Source organism: Rhodococcus sp. RS1C4 (assembly GCF_002258225.1).
Classification (GTDB): domain Bacteria; phylum Actinomycetota; class Actinomycetes; order Mycobacteriales; family Mycobacteriaceae; genus Rhodococcoides; species Rhodococcoides fascians_E.
The window spans coordinates 206,937-228,506 of the sequence record NZ_NOXZ01000039.1; the positions used below are offsets into that span (position 1 = coordinate 206,937).

A 21,570-nucleotide genomic window follows, 5' to 3' on the forward strand; every position below is an offset into this window, starting at 1 on the left:
ACGAAGATAACGGACACGGAGCCGAACCTGGTGCATTTGAGGCTGGTGTGCTTCGGCGTGTTTCGGTGAGAGACTGGGGACATGTTGAGACTCGGCCTCACCGGAGGCATCGGAGCAGGGAAGTCGACCGTGTCGAAGAGGCTGGCGGAGTTGGGCGGGGTGCTCGTCGACGCCGACGTGATCGCTCGCGAAGTCGTAGAGCCCGGGACTGTGGGTCTGCAGGAGTTGGTGGAGGCGTTCGGCGACGACATTCTGGCTGCCGATGGCTCGCTCGATCGGCCGGCGTTGGCGGCCAAGGCATTCGGTGACGATGCCTCTCGCGCGACGTTGAACTCGATCGTCCATCCGCTCGTCGGGAAGCGTACTGCCGAAATCATCGAGGGCGCCGCGGACGATGCCGTCGTGATTCAGGACATCCCACTTCTGGTGGAAGGCAAGATGGGTGCGCTGTTCCAACTCGTCGCTGTCGTGTTCGCCGATGCCGAGGAGCGGGTGGAACGACTTGTAGGCCAGCGGAAGATGCCGGAGACGGATGCGCGGGCCAGGATTGCTGCTCAGGCAACGGACGAACAACGCCGCGCGGCGGCGGATATCTGGATCGACAACAGCGGCGCTCCGGATGATCTCGACGACGTGGTGCGTGATCTGTGGACCGAGCGCCTGGTGCCGTTCGAGAGGAACATCAGAGACGGCGTGATCGTCAGAACACATCCTGAACTCGTTCCGGCAGATCCTCGGTGGGCAGCTCAGGCCGAGCGCATCAAGGCGCGCATCGCGGTTGCGGCTGGAAGTTCAGCTGTGAGAATCGATCACATCGGCTCGACGGCGGTGCCCGGTCTCGACGCCAAGGACGTCATCGACATCCAGGTCACCGTCGCGAGTCTCGACGACGCGGATGCACTCGCGGAACCGTTGCGTCGGATAGGGTTTCCCCGCAACGCCAACATCGCCGCGGACAACCCCAAGCCCGCCTACGGAATCGGCGGTGAGGCTGATCCTGCGTTGTGGACCAAGCGTTTCCACGGTTCGGCGGACCCGGGCCGGACGGCCAACATCCACATCCGCGTCGACGGGTGGCCAGGGCAGCAGTTCGCGCTCGTCTTCCGTGACTGGCTGATCGCCGATGTCGACGCGACCGCCGAGTATCTGGAAATCAAGCGCGCCGCTGATTTCGCGGCCAAGGATCGGTCCGATTACCAGTCCGCGATCGAGGCTTACGTCGGCGTGAAGGAGCCCTGGTTCGACCGAGCCTACGTGCGCGCCTGGGAATGGGCGGAGCGCACGGGTTGGAAGGCCTGAGAGTGAGCTCGTCGCCCGCTGCCGCATGAATGGACCATGCAAGCCGGCAGACCGTATGAATGGAACTTTCAAGCGATGGCGTCCCGCGCTGGAGCGAACCTCCGAAGCACTCCAGTCGTGTGGATGATCCGTTCGAGCGGTAGGGGACCGAACCCTCGTACGTGAGACCTCGACTTCTGCGTGACCTCAAGTGTTGCGTGGACGCCAGGTCGTGGGCATGCCCAGGGAGTCGAGCCAGGCGTCGAGGTCGTAGTCGTGGGAGGCGAGGCCGGCGACGGCGAGGACGGAGCGGTTGACTGCGAGGTCGGCGGTTGCGGTGTCGAGGTGGCCCTCGACTCTGGCTTCGAGGAGTTCGTCGGCGTCGAGGTAGTCGAATCCTCGTCCGGTGCGGACGCTGAGGTCGAGGTAGTGGTCGACGGAGGTCCAGGCGTCGACGCCGGGTGTGAACTCGCCGATGTCGATGTAGTAGTCCTGGTCGCGTTCGCTTCCTGGGGTGTAGTGGAAGATCGAGGCGCGCAGCCCGAGGCTGGGCAGTAGCCAGGACTGCAGGTAGTCGAATTGTGGGTGGTCGGACGGCCGCGCCATGTAGAGGCCCCACGGTTCGACGCGGTACTCGTCCACCGGGCGCACGAATCCCTTCGGGTCGGTGTTGGTGAGACCGACGACGTCGAAGTACTCGACCTTCGGTGGGTGGACGTGTACGTGTGGTGCCGCGGCGGGTGCGTCCATGGGTGAACAAATTACCTGGACGCGGCTCGAAAGGAACCTGTCGGTGGTCGCGTCTACCCTGGTTTCATGGCGTTTGCATCCGAACATCCCGTGGTGGCTCATTCCGAACACCGTCCGGTCGGAGAGATCGAACGGACGGGTCCGGCGTTCGAGGTTGTCAGTGAGCACAAGCCTGCCGGTGACCAGCCGACGGCTATCGCCGAGCTGGAACGCAGGATCAAGGCCGACGAGAAGGACGTGGTCCTCCTCGGTGCCACCGGAACGGGTAAGTCGGCGACCACGGCGTGGTTGATCGAGAAGCTGCAGCGGCCGACGTTGGTGATGGCGCCCAACAAGACGTTGGCGGCGCAGCTGGCCAACGAGCTTCGCGACATGCTGCCGAACAATGCGGTCGAGTACTTCGTCTCCTACTACGACTACTACCAACCCGAGGCGTACATCGCTCAGACGGACACCTACATCGAGAAGGACTCGTCGATCAACGACGACGTCGAGCGGCTGCGGCATTCCGCGACGGCAAACCTGTTGTCCAGGCGGGACGTCGTCGTGGTCGCGTCGGTGTCGTGCATCTACGGCCTCGGTACCCCGCAGTCGTACGTGGATCGCTCCATCGAACTGCAGGTCGGCGTCGAGGTGCCCCGGGACGCACTGCTGAGGCTCCTCGTGGATGTTCAGTACACGCGCAACGACATGGCGTTCACACGCGGATCGTTCCGGGTGCGCGGCGATACGGTCGAGATCATCCCGTCCTACGAGGAGCTGGCGGTTCGCATCGAGTTCTTCGGGGACGAGATCGAGGCGCTGTACTACTTGCATCCGTTGACCGGTGACACCGTCCGCCAGGTCGATTCCGTCCGTATTTTCCCGGCGACGCACTACGTTGCCGGTCCGGAGCGGATGGAGAAGGCGGTCGCGAACATCGAATTGGAGTTGGAGGAGCGCCTCGCCGAGTTGGAGAACAAGGGCAAATTGCTCGAGGCCCAGCGACTTCGCATGCGCACGCAGTACGACCTGGAGATGATCAAGCAGGTCGGGTTCTGTTCGGGCATCGAGAACTACTCGCGTCACATCGACGGCCGCGGACCGGGTACCGCTCCGGCGACGTTGATCGATTACTTCCCGGAGGATTTTCTTCTCGTCATCGACGAGTCCCACGTGACGGTGCCGCAGATCGGCGCGATGTACGAGGGCGACATGTCGAGGAAGCGCAACTTGGTGGAGTTCGGGTTCCGGCTTCCCTCGGCAACGGACAATCGACCGTTGACCTGGGAAGAGTTCACGCAGCGTATCGGTCAGACGGTGTATCTGTCGGCGACGCCCGGCAAATACGAGTTGGGGCAGACGGGCGGAGAGTTCGTCGAGCAGGTCATCAGGCCCACCGGTCTCGTCGATCCCAAGGTCGTGGTCAAGCCCACCAAGGGGCAGATCGACGACTTGGTTCACGAGATCCGCGAGCGCGCGGACAAGGACGAGCGCATCCTCGTCACCACGTTGACCAAGAAGATGGCCGAGGACCTGACGGATTATCTGCTCGAGCTCGGCATCCGCGTCCGGTACCTCCACTCGGACATCGACACCCTCCGGCGCGTCGAGCTTCTCCGTCAGCTCCGCCTGGGCGAGTACGACGTTCTGATCGGAATCAACTTGCTTCGTGAGGGACTCGACCTTCCCGAGGTGTCCTTGGTCGCGATTCTCGACGCGGACAAGGAAGGGTTCCTGCGGAGCGGCACCAGCTTGGTCCAGACCATCGGCCGTGCGGCACGTAACGTCTCGGGCGAAGTCCACATGTACGCGGACAAGATGACGGACTCGATGACGTATGCCATCGAGGAGACCGAGCGGCGACGTGAGAAGCAGATCGCGTACAACCTCGAGAAGGGTGTCGATCCTCAGCCACTGCGCAAGAAGATCGCCGACATCCTGGATCAGGTGTACGAGGAAGCCGAGGACACCGAGGAGTCGGTCGAGATCGGCGGCTCCGGGCGCAACGCGAGTCGTGGGCGCCGTGCGCAGGGGGAGAAGGGCAGGGCCGTCAGCTCGGGTGTCTACGAGGGCCAGGATGTCAAGTCGATGCCGCGTGCAGAGCTTGCGGCCTTGGTCCAGAATCTCACCGATCAGATGATGAACGCCGCCCGCGAGTTGCAGTTCGAGCTTGCCGGACGACTGCGCGACGAGATCCAGGATCTGAAGAAGGAGCTGCGCGGAATGGACGCGGCCGGGTTGAAGTAACCGGCTTTCGCTACGGTTCAACCCATGGATGCTTCTACTGCCGGCCGGAGTGCCCGCGCACTCGAACTTCTGCACTCGTTGAGCTATTTCGTCCCGGAGACCCAGGACGCCTTGTCGGGTGCCGGCCTGGAGGGGCGTGCGCCGTACTTCGCCGGTCGTGCGGCTCCGCTGGGGGCAGTCGGTGCGGGCGTGGTGGCCGCAACGTTCTACAACTTCAATCGTGAACTGATCGAGCCGTTGGTACCCGCGGCGTGGAAAGCGGTGTCGCCGGAACGAGTCGTCGAGATCCGTTACCGAGCTGTCGGTGACGCCTACACCCGTCTGCTGGGGCAAGACGTGGTGTCGTCGCCTTCCATGGCCGAGGCCGCCGAGTTGGCATCGATCGCGGCGAGCCACATTCCCGGCGACGACGGACGTCCCCTGTACGCCGCGTACGCCGAGCTCGACTGGCCCGAGGTGCCCCACCTTCGTTTCTGGCACGCGTTGACGCTTCTCCGTGAGCATCGGGGCGACGGGCATATCGCGGCATTGCAGACAGCCGAGTTGAGCGGAATTCAGGCGCTCATCACGCATACTGCAACGGGCAAGGGGTTCGAGAAGGAATTCGCTCGGAAGCGTCGCGGGTGGTCGACCGAACAGTGGAACGACGGCCTGGACTCTCTTCGGGACCGTGAGATCGTCGACGCGGACGGTGCGCTCACCGAACACGGCAACGACCTCCGCGAGCTGGTGGAGGACATCACCAACGACTTGGCCCTCGCGCCCTGGGCTGCTCTCGGTGAGGAGGGCGCAGCGCGCCTCGTAGAGCTCGCGACACCGTGGCGGGACACGGTCATCGATCAGGGCGTGTTCCCGAACGGTGTGTTCAACAAGAAGTAGGCCAGGTGTCGGTCAGCTGGTGATGTCCTTCGTCGAGAATCGCTGCCAGGCCGCAACTCCGAAGACCGCCGCGTAGGCAAGGGCCGAGAAGGATCCGACGACCATGTCGTTCCATTCGATCGTGGGCGACAATGCGTCGATCCACGTGTTCGCGTAATGACCCGGCAGGTAATTGCGCAGCGAGCCGAGGGCGGTGATCTGGTCGAGGATCTGCATCAGGATGGAGGTCATCACCGCGCCGCCGACGGCTCCGAGCGGTGCATCGGTCAGGACCGAGAGCAACATCGCCAGGCCCGCGACCCACAACAGGTTGATGCAGATGTAGAGCACGGCAATCGCCAAGCGGCCCAGAGCCTCGGTGTAGGACAGGCCGTCGCCGAACGGTGTCACCAATGGTTCGGCGCCGTACAGCACCGTGCCGAGAGCTAGGGACACCACTACCAGCGTGACGATCGCCGCGATGGACAGCGTTGCGGACACCAACGCTTTCTGCATCAGCAGGCGTGTGCGCGGAACCGGGATCGCCAGCAGATATCGGAGTGACGACCAGGACGCCTCGCTGGCCACCGAATCGCCGAAGAACAGCGCGACGACGACGATGAGCAGAAATCCGACGGACATGAACAGTGCGAACACGGTGAAGTTGACGCCTCCGCGCGTGCCGAGTTCGATGAGGCCGCCTGCATCGGAGTCCGCCGAGTTGCTGCCCACCGCGAACGCGATCGCCAGGATCACCGGGAGCAGGGCGAGAAATCCGATCGAGAGCTGTGTCCGACGTCGCCCGAACTGGCGTCGCAGTTCGGTCCGGAACGGGAGCGTCTTTCCAGCCGAGTAGCCGTCCACTCGTCCATCCGAATGCGCGCTCATGGGGTCTCCTTCGTCGACGCCGCGGGCAGGGCGTCGTTGTGGACGAGGTCGAGGAACACGTCTTCGAGTCGCGTCGACTGCGAGAGGCCGCGAAGCTGCAGACCGTCGTCGAACAGCGCCCGGGTGACCCGTGCAGGGTCGAGCGCGCCGAGGTCGACTCGGAGTGTCGTGTCGTCGACGACGGCTGGGTGCAGGTCGAGCCGTTCGAGAACGCGCGCGCCGCGCTCTGCGTCGTCGACGCGCACTTCGGTCTGGCCTTTGGCTTCGGTCAGTTCGCGGACGGTGCCGGAGCTGATGACCGAGCCGCGGTTCATGACCACGACGTGGGTGCATGTCTGTTCGACCTCGGCCAGCAGGTGGCTCGAAACCAGCACGGTACGTCCTGTCTTCGCGTAGTTGATCAGGACGTCACGCATCGTGCGGATCTGGGGCGGATCGAGACCGTTGGTGGGTTCGTCGAGGACCATCAGGTCCGGTAGTCCCAGCATCGCCTGCGCGATGGCCAGACGTTGCCGCATGCCTTGGCTGTAGGACTTCACCTTGCGTTCGATGGCGGCGCCGAGATCGGCGATCTCCAACGCCTCCTCCAGGTGGGCGTCCTCGGGCGGTCTACCGGTCGCCTGCCAGTACAGCCGCAGGTTCTCCTTGCCGCTGAGGTGTGGGAGGAAGCCGGATCCTTCGACGAAGGATCCGAGGCGGGACAACACCGGCGATCCTGGTGACACCTTGTGTCCGAACACCCGGATTTCACCCGCGGTCGGAGTAATGAGACCCATGAGCATGCGCAGTGTCGTCGTCTTGCCTGCCCCGTTCGGACCGAGGAGACCCAGCACCTGGCCCTTCTTCACCTCGAAGCCCACGCCGTTCACGGCTTTGAACCCGTTGGAGTAGGTCTTCTCGAGTCCGGTGATGACAAGAGGTGTCTCGACGAGTGACTCGTCGACCTCGGCGACGATCCTGCGGCGTCCCCGAACGACGTTGACGCCGATCAGCGCGGCCACCGCGAGTGCGATCACACCGATACCGACGAGCGGAGCCGTCGGCACGGAACTGCTGCTCGTCGAAGTGCCTTCGACGGACGGGACCGACAGGGTCGGGTCGTCGAGGGACACGACGAATTGGGCCGGCTCGAGCGGGACCGCGTAGGCCTGATCGGTCGTCGACACGGAGATCTCGATGTGGTGGCCCTGTGGAACTGCATAGCTGATGCCCGGCAGCGTGACGGTGACGGGGATCGACCCTTCCGTGGCGGTACTCGGCAGTCTCACGGCAGCGACGCCGCCACCGGGAAGCGTGCGGCGACCGTCGGGCGCGACGTCGTAGAGCTTGACGAAGACAACTGCTTCCTGGGGCTGAGCGAATGCACCGATGCGGAGATTCACACGCGACGAGCCTGTGATGTTGAGTGGTTTGGCGAGTGGCGTGCCCTCGAACGTTGCCGACTGACCGGGAATGTCGGCCGACAGCGCAGCACCCGCCGGAGTAGCGGTCAGGGCGGACAGAGCCGAACCGAGACCGGGGACGGACGAGATCGCCGACGGGGATGCGCCCGGTGGCCTCACGATGGTCTGCTCGGCCGGAGGAGGGGCCTGCGCCGAAGGATCCTCTTGCGCGCCGTCCGCGGTGGCCGCGGATTTCGGGGACAGATCGACATCGACGAATTGTGCCGACGACGGCTTCGGGTCGCCCGCGAGGCCTGGGTAGTCCGGGGCGGTCATCCGGCGGTTCCGCGTTCGTTCCTGTTCGACGGCGGATCCTTGTACGGCATAGTTGAACGGTTGTTCGCTGCTCTCGGCGGCGTCCGTGCCGCGGAGCTTCGCGTCGAGGAAGTCCTTCATCGCGTTGTCGGAGCCGCCGTTGGTTCCGCCCCCGTCGTGCCCACCGCCGAACCACCGGACCTCCACGTCACCGCCGGCCTCCGAGATCTGGCGGGCGGTCGTGTCGGCCTGGTCGAGTCCGAACAGCGTGTCCTGCAGACCCTGCACGAGAAGCGTCGGGGCGGTGATGTTCGACGCGACGGCTGCGGGTGAGTGCGCGCTGAGGAGAGCGAGTAGTTCGGGTGTCGGCTCTCCGGTCACCGCAGACTGCGCGTACGCGGCACAGAATTCGGGCGCGAAACGGCCGCAGCCCGTCGAGGTCGCGTCGGCGCCGCCGCTGGTGTCCGGCGGCGGCGTGCTTCCGGCGCCGAAGAACACGCCCGCCCATCCTCGTTTGAGGACACCGGGTCCTCCGTACACGGATCCGGCGGGTGAGTCGATCGCGGCCAGTGAGGCGCGTGCTTCGTCGCTGGTGACGCCGTAGTTGGGGAACAGGGCCTGGCCGAGGTCGTTCCACGTGATGGCTGCGGCGACCGCGTCGATGCGTGGATCGGTTCCGGCGACACTCAGGGCGAGCGCGCCACCGTACGAACCTCCCGCGACACCGACACGTGGATCGCCGGGGCCATCGAGGAGAGTTTCGGGCCGCTCGGCGAGCCAGTCGATCAATGCGCGGCCGTCCGCGACTTCACCGTCCGGGTCGTTGAGGGAAATTGCTCCTCCGCTGTCACCGAAGCCGCGTGCACTGTAGGTGAGCACGAGAAAACCGTCAGCGGCAAGCGAGCGAGCTTGGCCGTCGACCGACAGTTTGTCGCCGCCGAATCCGTGGGCCAGCAACACGGCAGGCGCGGGCGTCACCTCGGGCACGTACAGGCGGGCATCCAGATCGATCGTCTCGGCACTGCCCGGGGCCTCCGGTACGGTGATCCTCGTGTCGAGGGTGGACGCCGCATCCTGGGAGGCGGGGGAGCGGAATACGAAGAAGATCGAGACAGCCAGAACGATCGCAACGAGAAGTACGGCGAACGCGGCGGTTCCGGGCGACCGAAGCGGCCGGGGGATGTGCATGTGAACCAATGTATGTGAGGCGCGAGAGTCGTGTTGTCGGCGAACTCCGCCTCACATCCGGCGGATGCAGATAGGGTCATCGAAACGGGTACGGGGACGGGCAGATCGGCTTGTGATCGACCACGACCGCACCCGTAGAAGCATCGTCGAATGTGTGACAGAACACCTACAACTGGAGGAATGAATGAGTGCCTATCGCACCGTCGTCGTCGGAACCGATGGGTCCGAGTCGTCATTGCGCGCAGTGGAGAAGGCTGCGTCGATCGCCGGCGACGCGGACGCGACGCTGGTGATCGCCTGCGCTTACTATCCGGCCGATCCCAAGGACACAGGCAAGGCAGCCGATGCGTTGCGCGAGGATGCGTACCAGATCACCGGTTCCGCTCCGACGCACGACATCCTCCGGACCGCGCGTGAGCATGCGGTCAAGGCAGGCGCGAAGAACATCGACGAGCGTGCGATCGTCGGCGCCCCCGTCGAGTCCTTGCTTCAGCTGGTCGACGATGTGAAGGGGGATCTGCTCGTCGTCGGAAACCGCGGACTCAATTCGCTGACCGGTCGGTTGCTGGGTTCCGTCCCGTCCGACGCAGCGAGGAAGTCCACCAGCGACGTCCTCATCGTTCACACCGTCAGGTAGACGAGATCACTGTGGCCCGGCGGACTGTCCGCCGGGCCATAGTCGTGCGGTCAGGCACTGCGTGGGTCAGTGGACGAGGGCCTCGAACGGTGCGAGCGAGCGGAGTTCGACGGGCAGCGGACGGCTGTGCACGACACCCAGACGCTGCGTCGCGCGCGTCAGAGCGACGTAGAGATCACTCATGCCCATGGGGGATTCGTCGATGATGTCCGAGGGCTCGACGATGAGAACCGAGTCGAATTCCAGTCCCTTCGCGTCCTTGACCGTCGACACCGTCACGGTGTCCGATCTCAGATGCGCGAACGTGTCGACTCTGTCGTGGGGTGCCAGCACGACGCTGATGCCTGGGCGTGGGTGCTCGGCAAGACGCTGTTCGACGGTGCGCGGCAACGAGGTCTCGGCGACTTCCTGCGCCCACGGCACATTGCCGGAATCTCGTACCGATCGTGGCACCGACTGAACCGGGTCGATGGCCGCGAGAACGTCACGGGCGACGGTCATGATTTCCGACGGCGTTCGGTAGTTGACCGTCAGCTCCGTCTTCTTCCACCGCTGTGCGACATACGGTTCCAGTACTCGAGCCCACGACGTGGTACCGGCGGGGTCGCCGGTCTGAGCTACGTCTCCGACGAGGGTCATCCACCGATTCGGTATGCGCCGCATGACCATTCGCCACGCCATGTCGGACAGTTCCTGAGCCTCGTCGACGATGACGTGCCCGTACGTCCAGGTGCGGTCACCGGCGGCGCGTTCGGCCGTGGTGAGACGAGCCCCGGAGTCCTGTCGGCTGGCGAGCTGACTCGCATCGATCAGGTCGTATGCCATCAGAATTTCGGGGTCGAGCTCGTCTTCGAGGTCCTGCGGTGCGGACCCCGTGAGAATGTCCAGTGCTCCCTGCGCGTCGGCGATTTGGTTGCGCCACTGACGATTTGCTTGTTCGCGTTCCGCGTTGTCGTCGATGCCGAGCAGTTCGGCGAGTTCGTCCAGCAACGGTGCGTCGGCGGACGAGAATCCGCGTCCGCGTCGGACCAATGCGTCACGCTCCGCGGGGGTGAGGTCCGGCGAAGCCGACGCGATGCGGTCCGGGGAAGCGAACAGGTCTCGGAGTACTTGCTGGGGAGTGAGATCCGGCCACAGCTCGTCGATCGCCGCCATGACGTCGGCGTCTTCCTTCATCTCGTCCCGCATGTCGGCGATGTCGTCCCGGCTGAGAAGGCTGCCACCGTCGACCACGTTCTCACCCAACTTCGCCGCCAGTTGTTGTGCGAGCCCGTCCACGACGGACGCCACGAACAGCGGCCGCGCCAGGTTGTGGGGCCGCCGCGACGATCTGGCCCGGCCCCGAGCACGGGTGACGATCTTGCGGTCGAGGGTGATGTCGTAGGTGTCGAAACGCAGTCGCTTCGGTTCCGACGGCACCTCTTGGCGATCGCGTACCGCCTTGGTGAGCACCGCGACCATCGACGTCGATCCCTTGACCTGTGCAGCGAGTGTGGAGTCCTCGAGCGTCGCCCGCACTCCCGGGTAGAGGTTGCCGATGGTGGAGAGCAGCACTCCGGTCTCGCCGAGCGAGGGGAGTACCTGGCCGATGTAGTCCAGGAATGTGGCGTTCGGCCCGATGATCAGCACACCGCTCTTGGCGAGCTGCTGACGATAGGTGTAGAGCAAGTACGCGGCACGGTGAAGTGCCACGGCGGTCTTACCGGTACCAGGCCCTCCCTGCACCACCAGCACACTGCGGTGCTCCGAGCGAATGATGGCGTCCTGTTCGCTCTGAATCGTCTCGACGATGTCGTTCATCTGCCCCGTGCGGGCCGCGTCCAGAGCCGACAACAACGCGCTTTCGCCGGCGACACCGGTGGAATCGGAACTCAGGCCGACTTCCTGCGCGGCGGCGAGATCGAGGTACTCGTCGGCCAAAGACGTGACCCGACGACTCCTCGTGCGGATGTGGCGCCGACGAAGCACGTTCTCCGGCGCAGCAGGCGTGGCGAGGTAGAACGGGCGGGCCATGGGCGCACGCCAGTCGAGCAGCAGGGTTTCGTAGTCGTTGGCCTCGTCGAGAATCCCGACGCGGCCGACGTAGCGGACCGGCGAGTCGTCACCGTCGGTGGACAGGTCGATCCGTCCGAAGCACAGGCCGTTCTCGGCGGCGTCGTACTTCGCGATGTCGTCGGTGTAGAGATGCGTGAACGATTCCCGTTCACTTCGCGCCTGCGGTGTGCCCCCGGTTTCGAGCAGGACGGTGCTGAGCCGATTCTGCGCGTACTTCCGTAGGGCGTCGAGTTGGTCGTAGAGCATTGTGACGTAGGACTGCTCGCGATCCTGGTCGGTCACGTGCTGATCGCTGGTGACCGAAAGGCCGTCGTCCGGCAAAGGTTCTCCTCGGGAGTTCGGCGAATAGATGCGCGAAAATCGCCCAAGTAGTCTACGACGAACGAGAGCCCCACCGCAGAACTGCTGCTCGCGGATGGGGCTCTCGGGTCGGTTCGACCTACTTGGAGTACTTCTGCACGCGCTTGTCGAGCTCCTTGCGCGCCTTCTCGACCTTCTTGTCCAGCTTCGCGCGAGCCTTCTCGGTTGCCTTGTCGAACTCACGGCTCTGCTTCTCCGCGCGCTTGCGTGCCCGGTTGCTCAGGGTCTCCGTGCGGTCCGCAGCCAGCTCCGCCAGTTTGCTTCCGCGTTCCTGAGCGACGTCGGCGAACTCCGCCGCACGCGCCGACGCCACGTCGGCCCATTTTCCGCTTCGGTCCTGGGCGGCATCGACGAGGTCTGCACCGCGATCGGCGGCGGTCTCGGCCCACTTGGAGCCGCGCTTCTGGGCCAGCTCGGCCAGCTCTGCGCCGCGGTCCGCGGCTTCCTCGGCCAGCTGCGAACCACGCTTCTGTGCCTTCTTCGCGAGTTTCGAGCCACGCTTCTGAGCGAGTTCGGTCAGTTCCTCGCTGCGATCGGCGGCGGTCTCGGCCCACTTGGAACCGCGCTTCTGCGCGACCTTCGCCAGATCCTGTCCACGATCGGCTGCTTCCTCGGCGAGCTTCGAGCCGCGCTTCTGCGCGACCTCGGCGAGGTCGTGGCCCCGATCTGCGGCCTTGTGGGCCCATCGTGAGATGACCGGCTGGGCGGCGTCGGCGAAGTCGGATCCCTTGTCCGCCGCGACGTCGGCCCAGTGCGACACGACGGGCTGTGCTGCCTCGGCGAGATCGGAACTCTTCTCGGCAGCGACGTCGGCCCACTTCGAGACGACCGGCTGTGCTGCCTCGGCGAGGTCCGCGCTACGGCTCGCAGCCACCGACGCGATCTCGCGGATGCGGCCGGTGGCGGCACCGAGGTGGTCGGCGGTGTCGTGAGTCCCCGGCAATGCCGAGACGACGGATTCCTGCGCCTTGCGTGCAGCCCTACGTCCACGCCATGCGAGGGACGGCTTGCCCTCGGTGTCGACGGCGGCGATCAGAAGACCACCGAGCAAGCTGACGTTCTTGAAGAACTGGGTGCGCTGTGCGGCCTTCGCGGCGGGATCGGTCTCGTTCCAGAAGGCGTGGCCCGCGACAGTGGTGGGCACGAGGCTGCCTGCCAGAGCGAGCGACGCGATCCGCGGGGCCTTGCCCGTCGCCAGGAGGATTCCACCGCCGACCTGAATCGCGCCGTTGATGCGGACGAGGGTCTCGGGATCGCTCGGCACGTTCGATGTGACGCTGTCAGGAAGTGTGTCCTGCCCCTGCTCGATCAGGGGTGCCGCAACCTTCGCCTTCCCGGCGGGGTTACGCAGCGCGTCGATCCCTCCGGCGATGAAGATGGTCGACATCAGCGGACGAGCGATACGGCGGACCAGCATTGACAGCCTCCTGGATGGGTCGATGAACGTCGATGTTCGACGCGGACACCCCTCCGAGGACAGGTGCCTGCGCCGCTCCACCGTATCCATACCCGGGGTTCGGGCATCTCAAGCGCGCCGAGAAGATCACCAGCCGCGCGAGCGCCACTCGTCCAGCGATCCACGCTCGGCGCCGAGCGTGGTGTCCTTGCCGTGCCCTGGATAGACGACGGTGTCGTCCCCGTACTCGTCGAACAGTTTCGACGAGACGTCGTCGAGCAACTGCGTGAAATCCTCGGGTGTGGAGGTCTTTCCGACACCGCCGGGGAACAACGAGTCGCCGGTGAAGAGATGCGTGACACCGGACTTGCCGTCCGTGAGAGCGAGCGCGATGGACCCGGGTGTGTGACCACGCAGGTGAATCGCTTTCAGTGTGAGGCTGCCCACCTCGATGGTGTCGCCGTCGGCCAACAGGCGGTCCGGGGTGACCGGCAGCGGTTCCGCATCCAAGGTGTGTGCAGCCGTGGGCGACGCCGTTCCGCCTGCGATGTCCTCGAGCGCCTGCCAGTGATCCGCATGCTGGTGAGTCGTGACGATCAAGCTCAGGGTCGGCGCGTTCTCGTCGATGAGCTGTGACAGGCGCTCGGCCTCGTTGGCGGCGTCGATGAGAAGCGACTCGCCGCTGGTGGAACAAACGACGAGGTAGGAGTTGTTGTCCATCGGGCCGACCGACATCTTCGTGATCGTGCCGCCGGAGATCTGCCGTCGCTGAGGCGTCGATCCCGGGGAAACCGCGCCGGTGTACTGGTCGTCGATGACCATGAGGTGCTCGTCCATTGCGAGGAGGCTACCGTCGGCGCGAGCACGTTGCCTGTTCGACCCTGTGTAAGTCCTGGGCCTCGCGTAGCCACCGAGTGCTGCGGCGCCGAGCAAACGTGTCGGTGGGTCGGCCTAGCATTGCTCGTGCGTGAACTGGATCTTCACGTGTGCATCACAACAGCATCGGTTGGATCGGTTCGGTCGGTGGTACCCGAGAGTCGTCGGTATCGGCGTCCGATGTTCGAAGACTTCCGAAAAGAAGGGAAAATTGTGGCGGATCGCCTGGTCGTTCGAGGTGCGCGGGAACACAACCTGCGGGGGGTCGATATCGACCTGCCGCGCAACAGTCTCGTGGTCTTCACCGGGCTCTCGGGTTCGGGTAAGTCGTCGCTGGCGTTCGACACCATTTTCGCGGAAGGTCAGCGACGCTACGTCGAATCGCTGTCTGCCTATGCCCGTCAGTTCCTCGGTCAGATGGACAAGCCGGACGTCGATTTCATCGAGGGTCTGTCGCCCGCGGTGTCCATCGATCAGAAGTCGACCAACCGCAACCCGCGCTCGACCGTCGGCACCATCACCGAGGTGTACGACTATCTACGTCTGCTCTTCGCGCGCGCCGGCACGGCTCACTGCCCGGTGTGTGGGGAGAAGATCGCCAAGCAGACACCTCAGCAAATCGTGGACCAGGTGCTCGCGATGGAGGAGGGCATCAAGTTCCAGGTGCTCGCTCCGGTTGTCCGTACCCGCAAGGGCGAATTCGTCGACCTGTTCGAGTCGCTGAACACTCAGGGCTACTCGCGAGTCCGCGTCGACGGCGTGGTGCACCAGTTGACCGATCCCCCCAAGCTCAAGAAGCAGGAAAAGCACGACATCGAGGTCGTGGTCGACCGCCTCACGGTGAAAGCCAGTTCGAAGCAGCGGTTGACGGACTCGGTCGAGACGGCGCTACGCCTCGCCGACGGGATCGTCGTCCTGGATTTCGTCGACATCGACGAGAACTCGCCCGATCGCGAGCGTCGCTTCTCCGAGAAATTGGCCTGCCCCAACGCGCATCCGCTGTCGATCGATGATCTCGAGCCCCGGTCGTTCTCGTTCAACTCGCCCTACGGCGCGTGTTCGGAGTGCCTCGGGCTCGGTGTGCGCAAGGAGGTCGACCCGGATCTGGTGGTACCGGACCCGGATCTGTCCTTGGCCGACGGTGCCATTGCGCCGTGGTCGATGGGCCAGACATCGGAGTACTTCGGTCGGCTGCTGTCCGGGTTGTCGGACGCAATGGGCTTCGACCTGGACGCGCCCTGGAACAAGCTGCCCGCGAAGGTGAAGCGCGCTGTCCTGGAGGGCAGCGAGCACCAAGTGCACGTCAAGTACAAGAACCGGTACGGGCGTACCCGTTCTTACTACGCGGAGTTCGAGGGCGTCATGCCCTTCCTGCATCGCCGGCTGGAACAGACAGAATCCGAGCAGATGAAGGAACGCTACGACGGGTACATGCGTGACGTCCCGTGCCCGGCGTGCGGTGGCGATCGTCTTCGGCCGGAAATCCTCTCGGTCACCATCGAGGCCGGGGGATTCGGGGCGAAGTCCATCGCCGACGTCTGCCGTCTGTCCATTTCCGACACCGCCGACTTCCTGAACAGCCTCACCCTCGGGGCCAAGGAAGAGGCCATTGCAGGTCAGGTCCTTCGGGAGGTCCAGGCCAGGCTCGGGTTCCTGCTCGACGTCGGCCTCGAATACCTCTCGCTGTCCCGCGCAGCCGGTTCCCTCTCCGGCGGAGAGGCTCAACGCATCAGGCTCGCCACGCAGATCGGATCCGGTCTCGTCGGCGTCCTGTACGTCCTCGACGAGCCGTCCATCGGCCTGCACCAACGGGACAACCGTCGACTCATCGACACCCTCACACGACTACGAGATCTCGGGAACACCCTGATCGTCGTCGAGCACGACGAGGACACCATCCGTACGTCCGACTGGGTCGTCGACATCGGACCGCAGGCGGGCGAGCACGGCGGACGCGTCGTACACAGCGGGTCCTACCAGGACCTGCTGAAGAACGAGGAGTCCCTGACGGGTGCCTACCTCGCGGGTCGCCTCGAGATCCCGCTGCCCGACCTCCGGCGTGTGGTGGACAAGAAGCGTCAGGTCACCGTCGTCGGTGCTCGCGAGCACAACCTCAAGGGAATCGACGTCAGTTTCCCGCTCGGTGTGCTCACCTCGGTCACCGGCGTGTCGGGATCGGGAAAGTCGACGCTCGTGAACGACATTCTCGCGACGGTCATGGCGAACAAGCTCAACGGTGCTCGACAGGTCCCCGGACGGCACACGCGAATCAACGGACTCGACCAGCTGGACAAGCTGGTGCGCGTCGACCAGTCGCCCATCGGGCGTACGCCGCGCTCCAACGCGGCCACGTACACCGGTGTGTTCGACAAGATCCGAACGTTGTTCGCGGCCACCACCGAGGCGAAGGTGCGCGGGTACCAACCAGGCCGATTCTCGTTCAACGTCAAGGGCGGTCGGTGCGAGGCATGCTCGGGCGACGGCACGCTGAAGATCGAAATGAACTTCCTTCCCGACGTGTACGTCCCGTGCGAGGTGTGCAACGGAGCTCGCTACAACCGCGAGACACTCGAAGTGCACTACAAGGGAAAGACCATCTCCGAGGTACTGGACATGCCGATCGAAGAGGCAGCCGAGTTCTTCGAGCCCATCACGTCCATCCACCGTTACCTCAAGACCTTGGTCGAGGTCGGCCTCGGTTACGTCCGGCTCGGTCAGCCGGCGACCACGCTGTCCGGTGGTGAAGCGCAGCGAGTGAAGCTGGCGTCCGAGCTGCAGAAACGCTCCACCGGTCGGACCGTCTACATTCTCGACGAACCGACGACCGGCCTGCATTTCGAGGACATCCGCAAACTGCTCGGCGTCGTCAACGGACTGGTGGACAAAGGCAACACCGTCATCGTCATCGAGCACAATCTCGACGTCATCAAGGTGTCGGACTGGATCATCGACATGGGTCCGGAAGGCGGTTCCGGCGGAGGCACCGTCGTGGCCCAGGGCAACCCCGAAGAGGTCGCTGCAGTGCCGGAGAGCTACACCGGCAAGTTCCTGCAGGAGGCTCTCACCCGCGAGCCTGTGAAGGAAACCAAGAAGGCACCGGTCAAGAAGCGGCGTCCCCGCAAAGCCGCAGCCGTCTGACCTCCCCGACCGTCTCTGCACCGAACGTCACATTCGCTCCGGTTCTTCCCGCTCTTTCCGGAGCGAATGTGCCGTTCAGTCACTTCAAGTGACCGAACGGCACATTCGGTCCCTCCAAGTGACCAGACGGCACGTTCAGTCCCTTCAAGTGACCAGACGGCACGTTCAGTCCCTTCAAGTGACCAGACGGCACGTTCGGTCCGACAGGGGAGCGGGTGATCAGTACACCGGCCCCGTGTATTTCTCGCCGGGACCCTTGCCGGGCTCGTCGGGGTAGGCGGAGTTTTCGCGGAAGGCTTTCTGCAGTGCCTGGAGTCCTTCGCGGATGGGGCCTGCGTGGGGTCCGAGGTATTCGACCGAGGAGGTGACGAGTCCTGCGAGGGCGGTGATGACTCGTCGGGCTTCGTCGAGGTCGAGGTGGGGGCTGGAGGAAGGGTCGGCTTCGGACAGTCCGAGTTTTTCGGCTGCGGAGCTCATCAGCATCACGGCGGCGCGGCTGATCACCTCGACGGCGGGGACGTCGGCGAGTTCGCGGACGTCCGGCTCGTCGGCATGTTCGGGGTTGCTCATGTCTACGAGGATGTCACGGCGATGGTGAACAGCGTCCGCCAGCGCCGATTCGGCGAACAGCCTGGTCGGCTGGTACAGTTCTTCAACGACCGTCTTCGACGCGTTCTCCAGCTGGGGATTGTTACTCGAAGGCAGCAAGTGGAGCCCGACTCCCACCGGCTTTCAGCTCAGGTTGATTCCGGTCCGGTCACTCGGACAGGCGCCGTAGAGGCGCAGTGCCGAGCTTCCTCGCGAGAGGGGATGTGCATCGCGTGCGGTGTTCGTCCGGCCGGTCGACTTCGGGCCCTGCTTCAGCGGAAATGCTGAGCAGGGTTTTTGCGTTGTACGGGTCAGTGCCGCAAGGCATGGACGTCCCGGCGGCGCCGTCGTCGTAGGACAAGCGGGCAGGCGGGCTGTGCCAGGCGGTCGGCTCGACCCCACATCGCACTACCTAGGAGGCCCCATCAGCACTGAGACTCGCATTAACGACAACATCCGTGTTCGCGAGGTTCGTCTAGTCGGACCGGGCGGTGAACAGGTTGGCATCGTGCGTGTTGAAGATGCACTCCGCTTGGCTCTCGAAGCCGATCTCGATCTCGTAGAAGTGGCTCCCGACGCTCGTCCGCCGGTCTGCAAGATCATGGACTACGGGAAGTTCAAGTACGAGGCAGCACAGAAGGCGCGTGAATCGCGCAAGAACCAGACTCTGACGGTGATCAAGGAGCAGAAGCTCCGCCCGAAGATCGACGCACACGACTACGAGACCAAGAAGCGAAACGTCGTTCGCTTCCTCGAAGCCGGCTCGAAGGTCAAGGTCACCATCATGTTCCGCGGACGCGAGCAGTCGCGTCCCGAGCTCGGCTTCCGCCTGCTCCAGCGTTTGGGAGCGGATGTAGCTGATCTCGGCTTCGTGGAAACGTCCGCGAAGCAGGACGGACGCAACATGACGATGGTCCTTGCCCCTCACAAGGGTGCCAAGACTCGCGTCAAGGCGCAGGAGAGCGCGGCAGCTCCGCCGGCTCAGCGTGCGGCAGCTCCGGCTCCGGCCGCCGAGCCCGCACCTGCCGAGCCTGCAGCGGGAGATGCTCCGGCTGCGGCGACGCCGCCGAGCTCCTGAACCAAGCACGACCAGTAAGACGATCCGTGCCGGTGATCACCGGCACGGATCGTGCCGAGCAAGACCGAAGAGCAACACAGAACTGAGGACTCCATGCCCAAGCAGAAGACCCACAGTGGCGCCAAGAAGCGATTCAAGGTGTCCGGCAGCGGCAAGATCCTGCGTCAGAAGGCCGGCCGTCGCCACCTGCTGGAGCACAAGGCCACCAAGGTGACCCGCCGTCTCGACGGCGTTGCAGTCGTCACGAAGGCTGACGAGCCGCGGATCAAGCGCCTGCTCGGCATCTGATCTGGACTTCGTAGTCGGCGCACTTCGCCGGCGTCATCCCATACCATTCGGGGTTGTGTGACTAGCCCCCAGATCGACAGGATTTACCAGTGGCACGCGTAAAAAGGGCGGTCAACGCCCAGAAGAAGCGCCGTTCGATTCTCGAAGCGTCCAAGGGCTACCGCGGACAGCGCTCACGTCTGTACACCAAGGCCAAGGAGCAGCAGCTCCACTCGCTCACCTACGCATACCGCGACCGCAAGGCTCGCAAGGGTGACTTCCGCAAGCTGTGGATCACGCGTATCAACGCTGCAGCTCGCGCCAACGACATCACGTACAACCGCTTCGTTCAGGGTCTGAAGGCCGCAGGCGTCGAGGTCGATCGCAAGATCCTCGCCGAGCTCGCAGTCTCGGACGCTGCTGCATTCGCTTCCTTGGTGGATATCGCCAAGGCTGCACTGCCTGCCGACGTCAACGCTCCTGCCGGAGAAGCAGCCTGAGTAGGTTGACGCACGACGATCTCGATCCGAAACGACCCGTGGACACGCTCACCGAGCGAACGCCACGGGTCGTTTCGGCTGTGAAGCTCCTTCGCGCCTCCGAGCGAAAGAAGACGGGTCTTTTCCTCGCCGAGGGCACCAACTCCGTCGCCGAGGCGTTGCACGCCGGCGTCGCGCGCGAGGTGTTCTTTCGCGAGGACTCGGCAGACCGCAACGGTGTCGTGCTCGACCTCGCGCGCACGACGGGCGTTCCGGTTCACGCGATCACCGAACGCGCCGCCAAGGGCCTGTCGGACACGGTGACTCCGCCTGGGGTGGTTGCGGTGTGCCGCACCGTCGATGTGGATGTCCGGGTGGCTCTCGCCGGAACCCCGCAGCTGGTGGCTGTTCCTGTGGAGGTGTCCGAACCGGGCAACGCCGGAACTGTCATACGGGTCGCCGACGCAGTGGGTGCGGACTCGGTGATTCTGCTCGGAGATGCCGTCGATCCGCACAACGGCAAGTGCGTTCGTGCGTCGGCGGGCAGTGTGTTCCATCTCCCGATCGCTCGCGAGCGGTCGGTGAACGTCGGGCTCGATGCGCTGCGTGCGGCCGGCGTCACGATTCTCGCGACGGCAGCCGACGGTGATGTGGACCTCGACGATGCGGACGAGCTCCTGAGCCGACCGACGGCGTGGTTGTTCGGCAACGAAGCGCACGGGTTGGCACCCGCGGTTGCAGCGGCTGCGGACCATCGCGTCAGAATTCCGATTCACGGCCGAGCCGAAAGCCTGAACCTGGCGACGGCGGCGGCGATCTGCCTCTACGCTAGCGCGCGAGCTCAGCGCAGGTCCGGGCATAAATGACTTTGTCGCTCGCCTAGAATCGTCCTTCAGGGACATCAATCCACACCATCAAGGAGTTGCAGCACTCGTGGCGAAGAAAGAAGCCGACAACGCCCAGCCGGTAGATCCGAGCGTGCTCGAGCCGGCTGCGCTCGATGCCGCCGCCGACGGGGCCGAGAAGGCTTTTGCCGCTGCTCGTGATCTGGACGAGTTGACGCAGGTGAAGATCGAGCACATCGGCAACCGGGCGCCGCTCGCGTTGGCGCAGCGTGCTCTGGGATCGATCCCGGGTGATCGGAAGGCCGATGCCGGTAAGCGAGTGAAGGTCGCGCGCGATCGCGTACAGAAGGCTTTCGATGCTCGCCGCGAGGTTCTGCTCGCCGAGCGCGATGCCGCGATCCTCGTCGCCGAGACCATCGACGTGACCCTGCCGTCGACGCGTCGTCCGGTCGGTGCTCGGCACCCGATCACGATCATTGCCGATCAAGTTGCCGACGTGTTCGTTGCGATGGGGTGGGAGGTCGAGGAAGGCCCGGAGGTCGAGACCGAGCATTTCAATTTCGACGCCTTGAACTTCTTGCCGGACCATCCTGCTCGAACGATGCAGGACACGTTCCACATCGCACCGGAGGGGTCGCGCCAGGTTCTTCGTACGCATACGTCGCCGGTGCAGGTGCGGTCGATGTTGTCGCGTGAGGTGCCCATCTACGTCGTCTGCCCTGGGCGGACGTTCCGCACCGACGAACTGGACACAACGCATACCCCGGTGTTCCATCAGGTCGAGGGCCTCGCAATCGACAAGGGTCTGACGATGGCGAACCTACGCGGCACGCTCGATGCTTTCGCTCGGGCGCTGTTCGGCGAGGAGACTCGTACTCGTATGCGGCCCAACTACTTTCCGTTCACCGAGCCGTCCGCCGAGGTCGATGTCTGGTTCCCGAAGAAGAAGGGCGGGCCGGGCTG

General features: G+C 64.6%; 17 protein-coding genes. 10 read left to right on the forward strand and 7 right to left on the reverse strand.

Annotation, left to right across the window (positions count from 1 at the left end):
• Positions 1-81 precede the first annotated feature (81 nt).
• Entirely contained in the window at positions 82-1,299 is a 1,218-nt protein-coding gene (gene coaE, locus CH289_RS21450; protein WP_037160370.1) for a dephospho-CoA kinase, read from the forward strand.
• A gap of 186 nt (positions 1,300-1,485) precedes the next feature.
• Here the strand turns inward: coaE and CH289_RS21455 are convergent, their stop codons facing one another.
• Positions 1,486-2,028 carry a ribonuclease FAU-1 family protein gene (locus CH289_RS21455; protein ID WP_020112038.1) on the reverse strand — a complete coding sequence of 181 codons (543 nt, stop codon included), beginning with the start codon at positions 2,026-2,028 and terminating at the stop codon, positions 1,486-1,488.
• Between the two features lie 66 nt (positions 2,029-2,094).
• On the opposite strand from CH289_RS21455, the gene uvrB reads away from it, so the two are divergent.
• Together uvrB and CH289_RS21465 are read left to right on the forward strand one after the other, a co-directional pair.
• Complete coding sequence (uvrB, locus tag CH289_RS21460) at positions 2,095-4,257, forward strand: excinuclease ABC subunit UvrB (protein ID WP_019665820.1); 2,163 nt, start codon at positions 2,095-2,097, stop codon at positions 4,255-4,257.
• Positions 4,258-4,281: 24 nt separating this feature from the next.
• Positions 4,282-5,136, forward strand: coding sequence for an SCO6745 family protein (locus CH289_RS21465; protein ID WP_019665819.1), 855 nt, complete (start codon positions 4,282-4,284; stop codon positions 5,134-5,136).
• Between the two features lie 12 nt (positions 5,137-5,148).
• Here the strand turns inward: CH289_RS21465 and CH289_RS21470 are convergent, their stop codons facing one another.
• A complete protein-coding gene (locus CH289_RS21470; protein ID WP_019665818.1) occupies positions 5,149-6,003 on the reverse strand; it encodes an ABC transporter permease in 855 nt (284 codons plus the stop codon).
• Positions 6,000-8,888, reverse strand: coding sequence for an alpha/beta fold hydrolase (locus CH289_RS21475; RefSeq protein WP_094728498.1), 2,889 nt, complete (start codon positions 8,886-8,888; stop codon positions 6,000-6,002). Before CH289_RS21475 ends, CH289_RS21470 begins: the two co-directional genes overlap by 4 nt.
• A 184-nt stretch (positions 8,889-9,072) precedes the next feature.
• On the opposite strand from CH289_RS21475, the gene CH289_RS21480 reads away from it, so the two are divergent.
• Positions 9,073-9,525 carry a universal stress protein gene (locus tag CH289_RS21480; protein WP_020112042.1) on the forward strand — a complete coding sequence of 151 codons (453 nt, stop codon included), beginning with the start codon at positions 9,073-9,075 and terminating at the stop codon, positions 9,523-9,525.
• A 66-nt stretch (positions 9,526-9,591) separates the two neighbouring features.
• On the opposite strand, the gene CH289_RS21485 is transcribed toward CH289_RS21480, so the two are convergent.
• The 3 genes from CH289_RS21485 to CH289_RS21495 all read right to left on the reverse strand — a co-directional run bounded on the left by CH289_RS21485 (position 9,592) and on the right by CH289_RS21495 (position 14,173).
• Positions 9,592-11,901, reverse strand: coding sequence for a HelD family protein (locus tag CH289_RS21485; RefSeq protein ID WP_094728500.1), 2,310 nt, complete (start codon positions 11,899-11,901; stop codon positions 9,592-9,594).
• A gap of 118 nt (positions 11,902-12,019) precedes the next feature.
• Entirely contained in the window at positions 12,020-13,357 is a 1,338-nt protein-coding gene (locus CH289_RS21490; RefSeq protein ID WP_019665814.1) for a DoxX family protein, read from the reverse strand.
• 126 nt (positions 13,358-13,483) lie between these two features.
• On the reverse strand, positions 13,484-14,173 hold the full coding sequence (locus CH289_RS21495; protein WP_033188601.1) for an MBL fold metallo-hydrolase: 690 nt from the start codon (positions 14,171-14,173) through the stop codon (positions 13,484-13,486).
• Between the two features lie 252 nt (positions 14,174-14,425).
• Between CH289_RS21495 and uvrA the strand changes: the two genes are divergently transcribed.
• Positions 14,426-17,350 carry an excinuclease ABC subunit UvrA gene (gene uvrA / locus CH289_RS21500; protein WP_019665812.1) on the forward strand — a complete coding sequence of 975 codons (2,925 nt, stop codon included), beginning with the start codon at positions 14,426-14,428 and terminating at the stop codon, positions 17,348-17,350.
• Between the two features lie 219 nt (positions 17,351-17,569).
• On the opposite strand, the gene CH289_RS21505 is transcribed toward uvrA, so the two are convergent.
• On the reverse strand, positions 17,570-17,920 hold the full coding sequence (locus CH289_RS21505) for a DUF1844 domain-containing protein (protein ID WP_026347894.1): 351 nt from the start codon (positions 17,918-17,920) through the stop codon (positions 17,570-17,572).
• A gap of 394 nt (positions 17,921-18,314) precedes the next feature.
• Here CH289_RS21505 and infC point away from each other — a divergent pair, with 394 nt between their 5' ends.
• The 5 genes from infC to CH289_RS21530 form a co-directional block, all read left to right on the forward strand.
• The gene (infC, locus tag CH289_RS21510; protein ID WP_020112045.1) at positions 18,315-19,016 is read left to right on the forward strand and encodes a translation initiation factor IF-3; all 702 of its coding nucleotides are present in this window, start codon (positions 18,315-18,317) and stop codon (positions 19,014-19,016) included.
• Positions 19,017-19,109: 93 nt separating this feature from the next.
• On the forward strand, positions 19,110-19,304 hold the full coding sequence (gene rpmI, locus CH289_RS21515) for a 50S ribosomal protein L35 (RefSeq protein ID WP_019665809.1): 195 nt from the start codon (positions 19,110-19,112) through the stop codon (positions 19,302-19,304).
• Between the two features lie 89 nt (positions 19,305-19,393).
• Positions 19,394-19,783, forward strand: coding sequence for a 50S ribosomal protein L20 (rplT, locus tag CH289_RS21520; RefSeq protein ID WP_020112046.1), 390 nt, complete (start codon positions 19,394-19,396; stop codon positions 19,781-19,783).
• A 38-nt stretch (positions 19,784-19,821) separates the two neighbouring features.
• Positions 19,822-20,628, forward strand: coding sequence for a TrmH family RNA methyltransferase (locus CH289_RS21525; protein ID WP_027498865.1), 807 nt, complete (start codon positions 19,822-19,824; stop codon positions 20,626-20,628).
• Between the two features lie 67 nt (positions 20,629-20,695).
• The coding region (locus CH289_RS21530) for a phenylalanine--tRNA ligase subunit alpha (protein WP_094728503.1) at positions 20,696-21,570 on the forward strand (875 nt) is incomplete at its 3' end.

What these genes read in the sequence shown, in the direction of transcription:
- coaE (WP_037160370.1), top strand. Translation starts at nt 82, where the DNA reads ATGTTGAGACTCGGCCTCACCGGAGGCATCGGAGCAGGGAAGTCGACC.
- CH289_RS21455 (WP_020112038.1), bottom strand. Translation starts at nt 2,028, where the DNA reads ATGGACGCACCCGCCGCGGCACCACACGTACACGTCCACCCACCGAAG.
- uvrB (WP_019665820.1), top strand. Translation starts at nt 2,095, where the DNA reads ATGGCGTTTGCATCCGAACATCCCGTGGTGGCTCATTCCGAACACCGT.
- CH289_RS21465 (WP_019665819.1), top strand. Translation starts at nt 4,282, where the DNA reads ATGGATGCTTCTACTGCCGGCCGGAGTGCCCGCGCACTCGAACTTCTG.
- CH289_RS21470 (WP_019665818.1), bottom strand. Translation starts at nt 6,003, where the DNA reads ATGAGCGCGCATTCGGATGGACGAGTGGACGGCTACTCGGCTGGAAAG.
- CH289_RS21475 (WP_094728498.1), bottom strand. Translation starts at nt 8,888, where the DNA reads ATGCACATCCCCCGGCCGCTTCGGTCGCCCGGAACCGCCGCGTTCGCC.
- CH289_RS21480 (WP_020112042.1), top strand. Translation starts at nt 9,073, where the DNA reads ATGAGTGCCTATCGCACCGTCGTCGTCGGAACCGATGGGTCCGAGTCG.
- CH289_RS21490 (WP_019665814.1), bottom strand. Translation starts at nt 13,357, where the DNA reads ATGCTGGTCCGCCGTATCGCTCGTCCGCTGATGTCGACCATCTTCATC.
- CH289_RS21495 (WP_033188601.1), bottom strand. Translation starts at nt 14,173, where the DNA reads ATGGACGAGCACCTCATGGTCATCGACGACCAGTACACCGGCGCGGTT.
- CH289_RS21505 (WP_026347894.1), bottom strand. Translation starts at nt 17,920, where the DNA reads ATGAGCAACCCCGAACATGCCGACGAGCCGGACGTCCGCGAACTCGCC.
- rpmI (WP_019665809.1), top strand. Translation starts at nt 19,110, where the DNA reads ATGCCCAAGCAGAAGACCCACAGTGGCGCCAAGAAGCGATTCAAGGTG.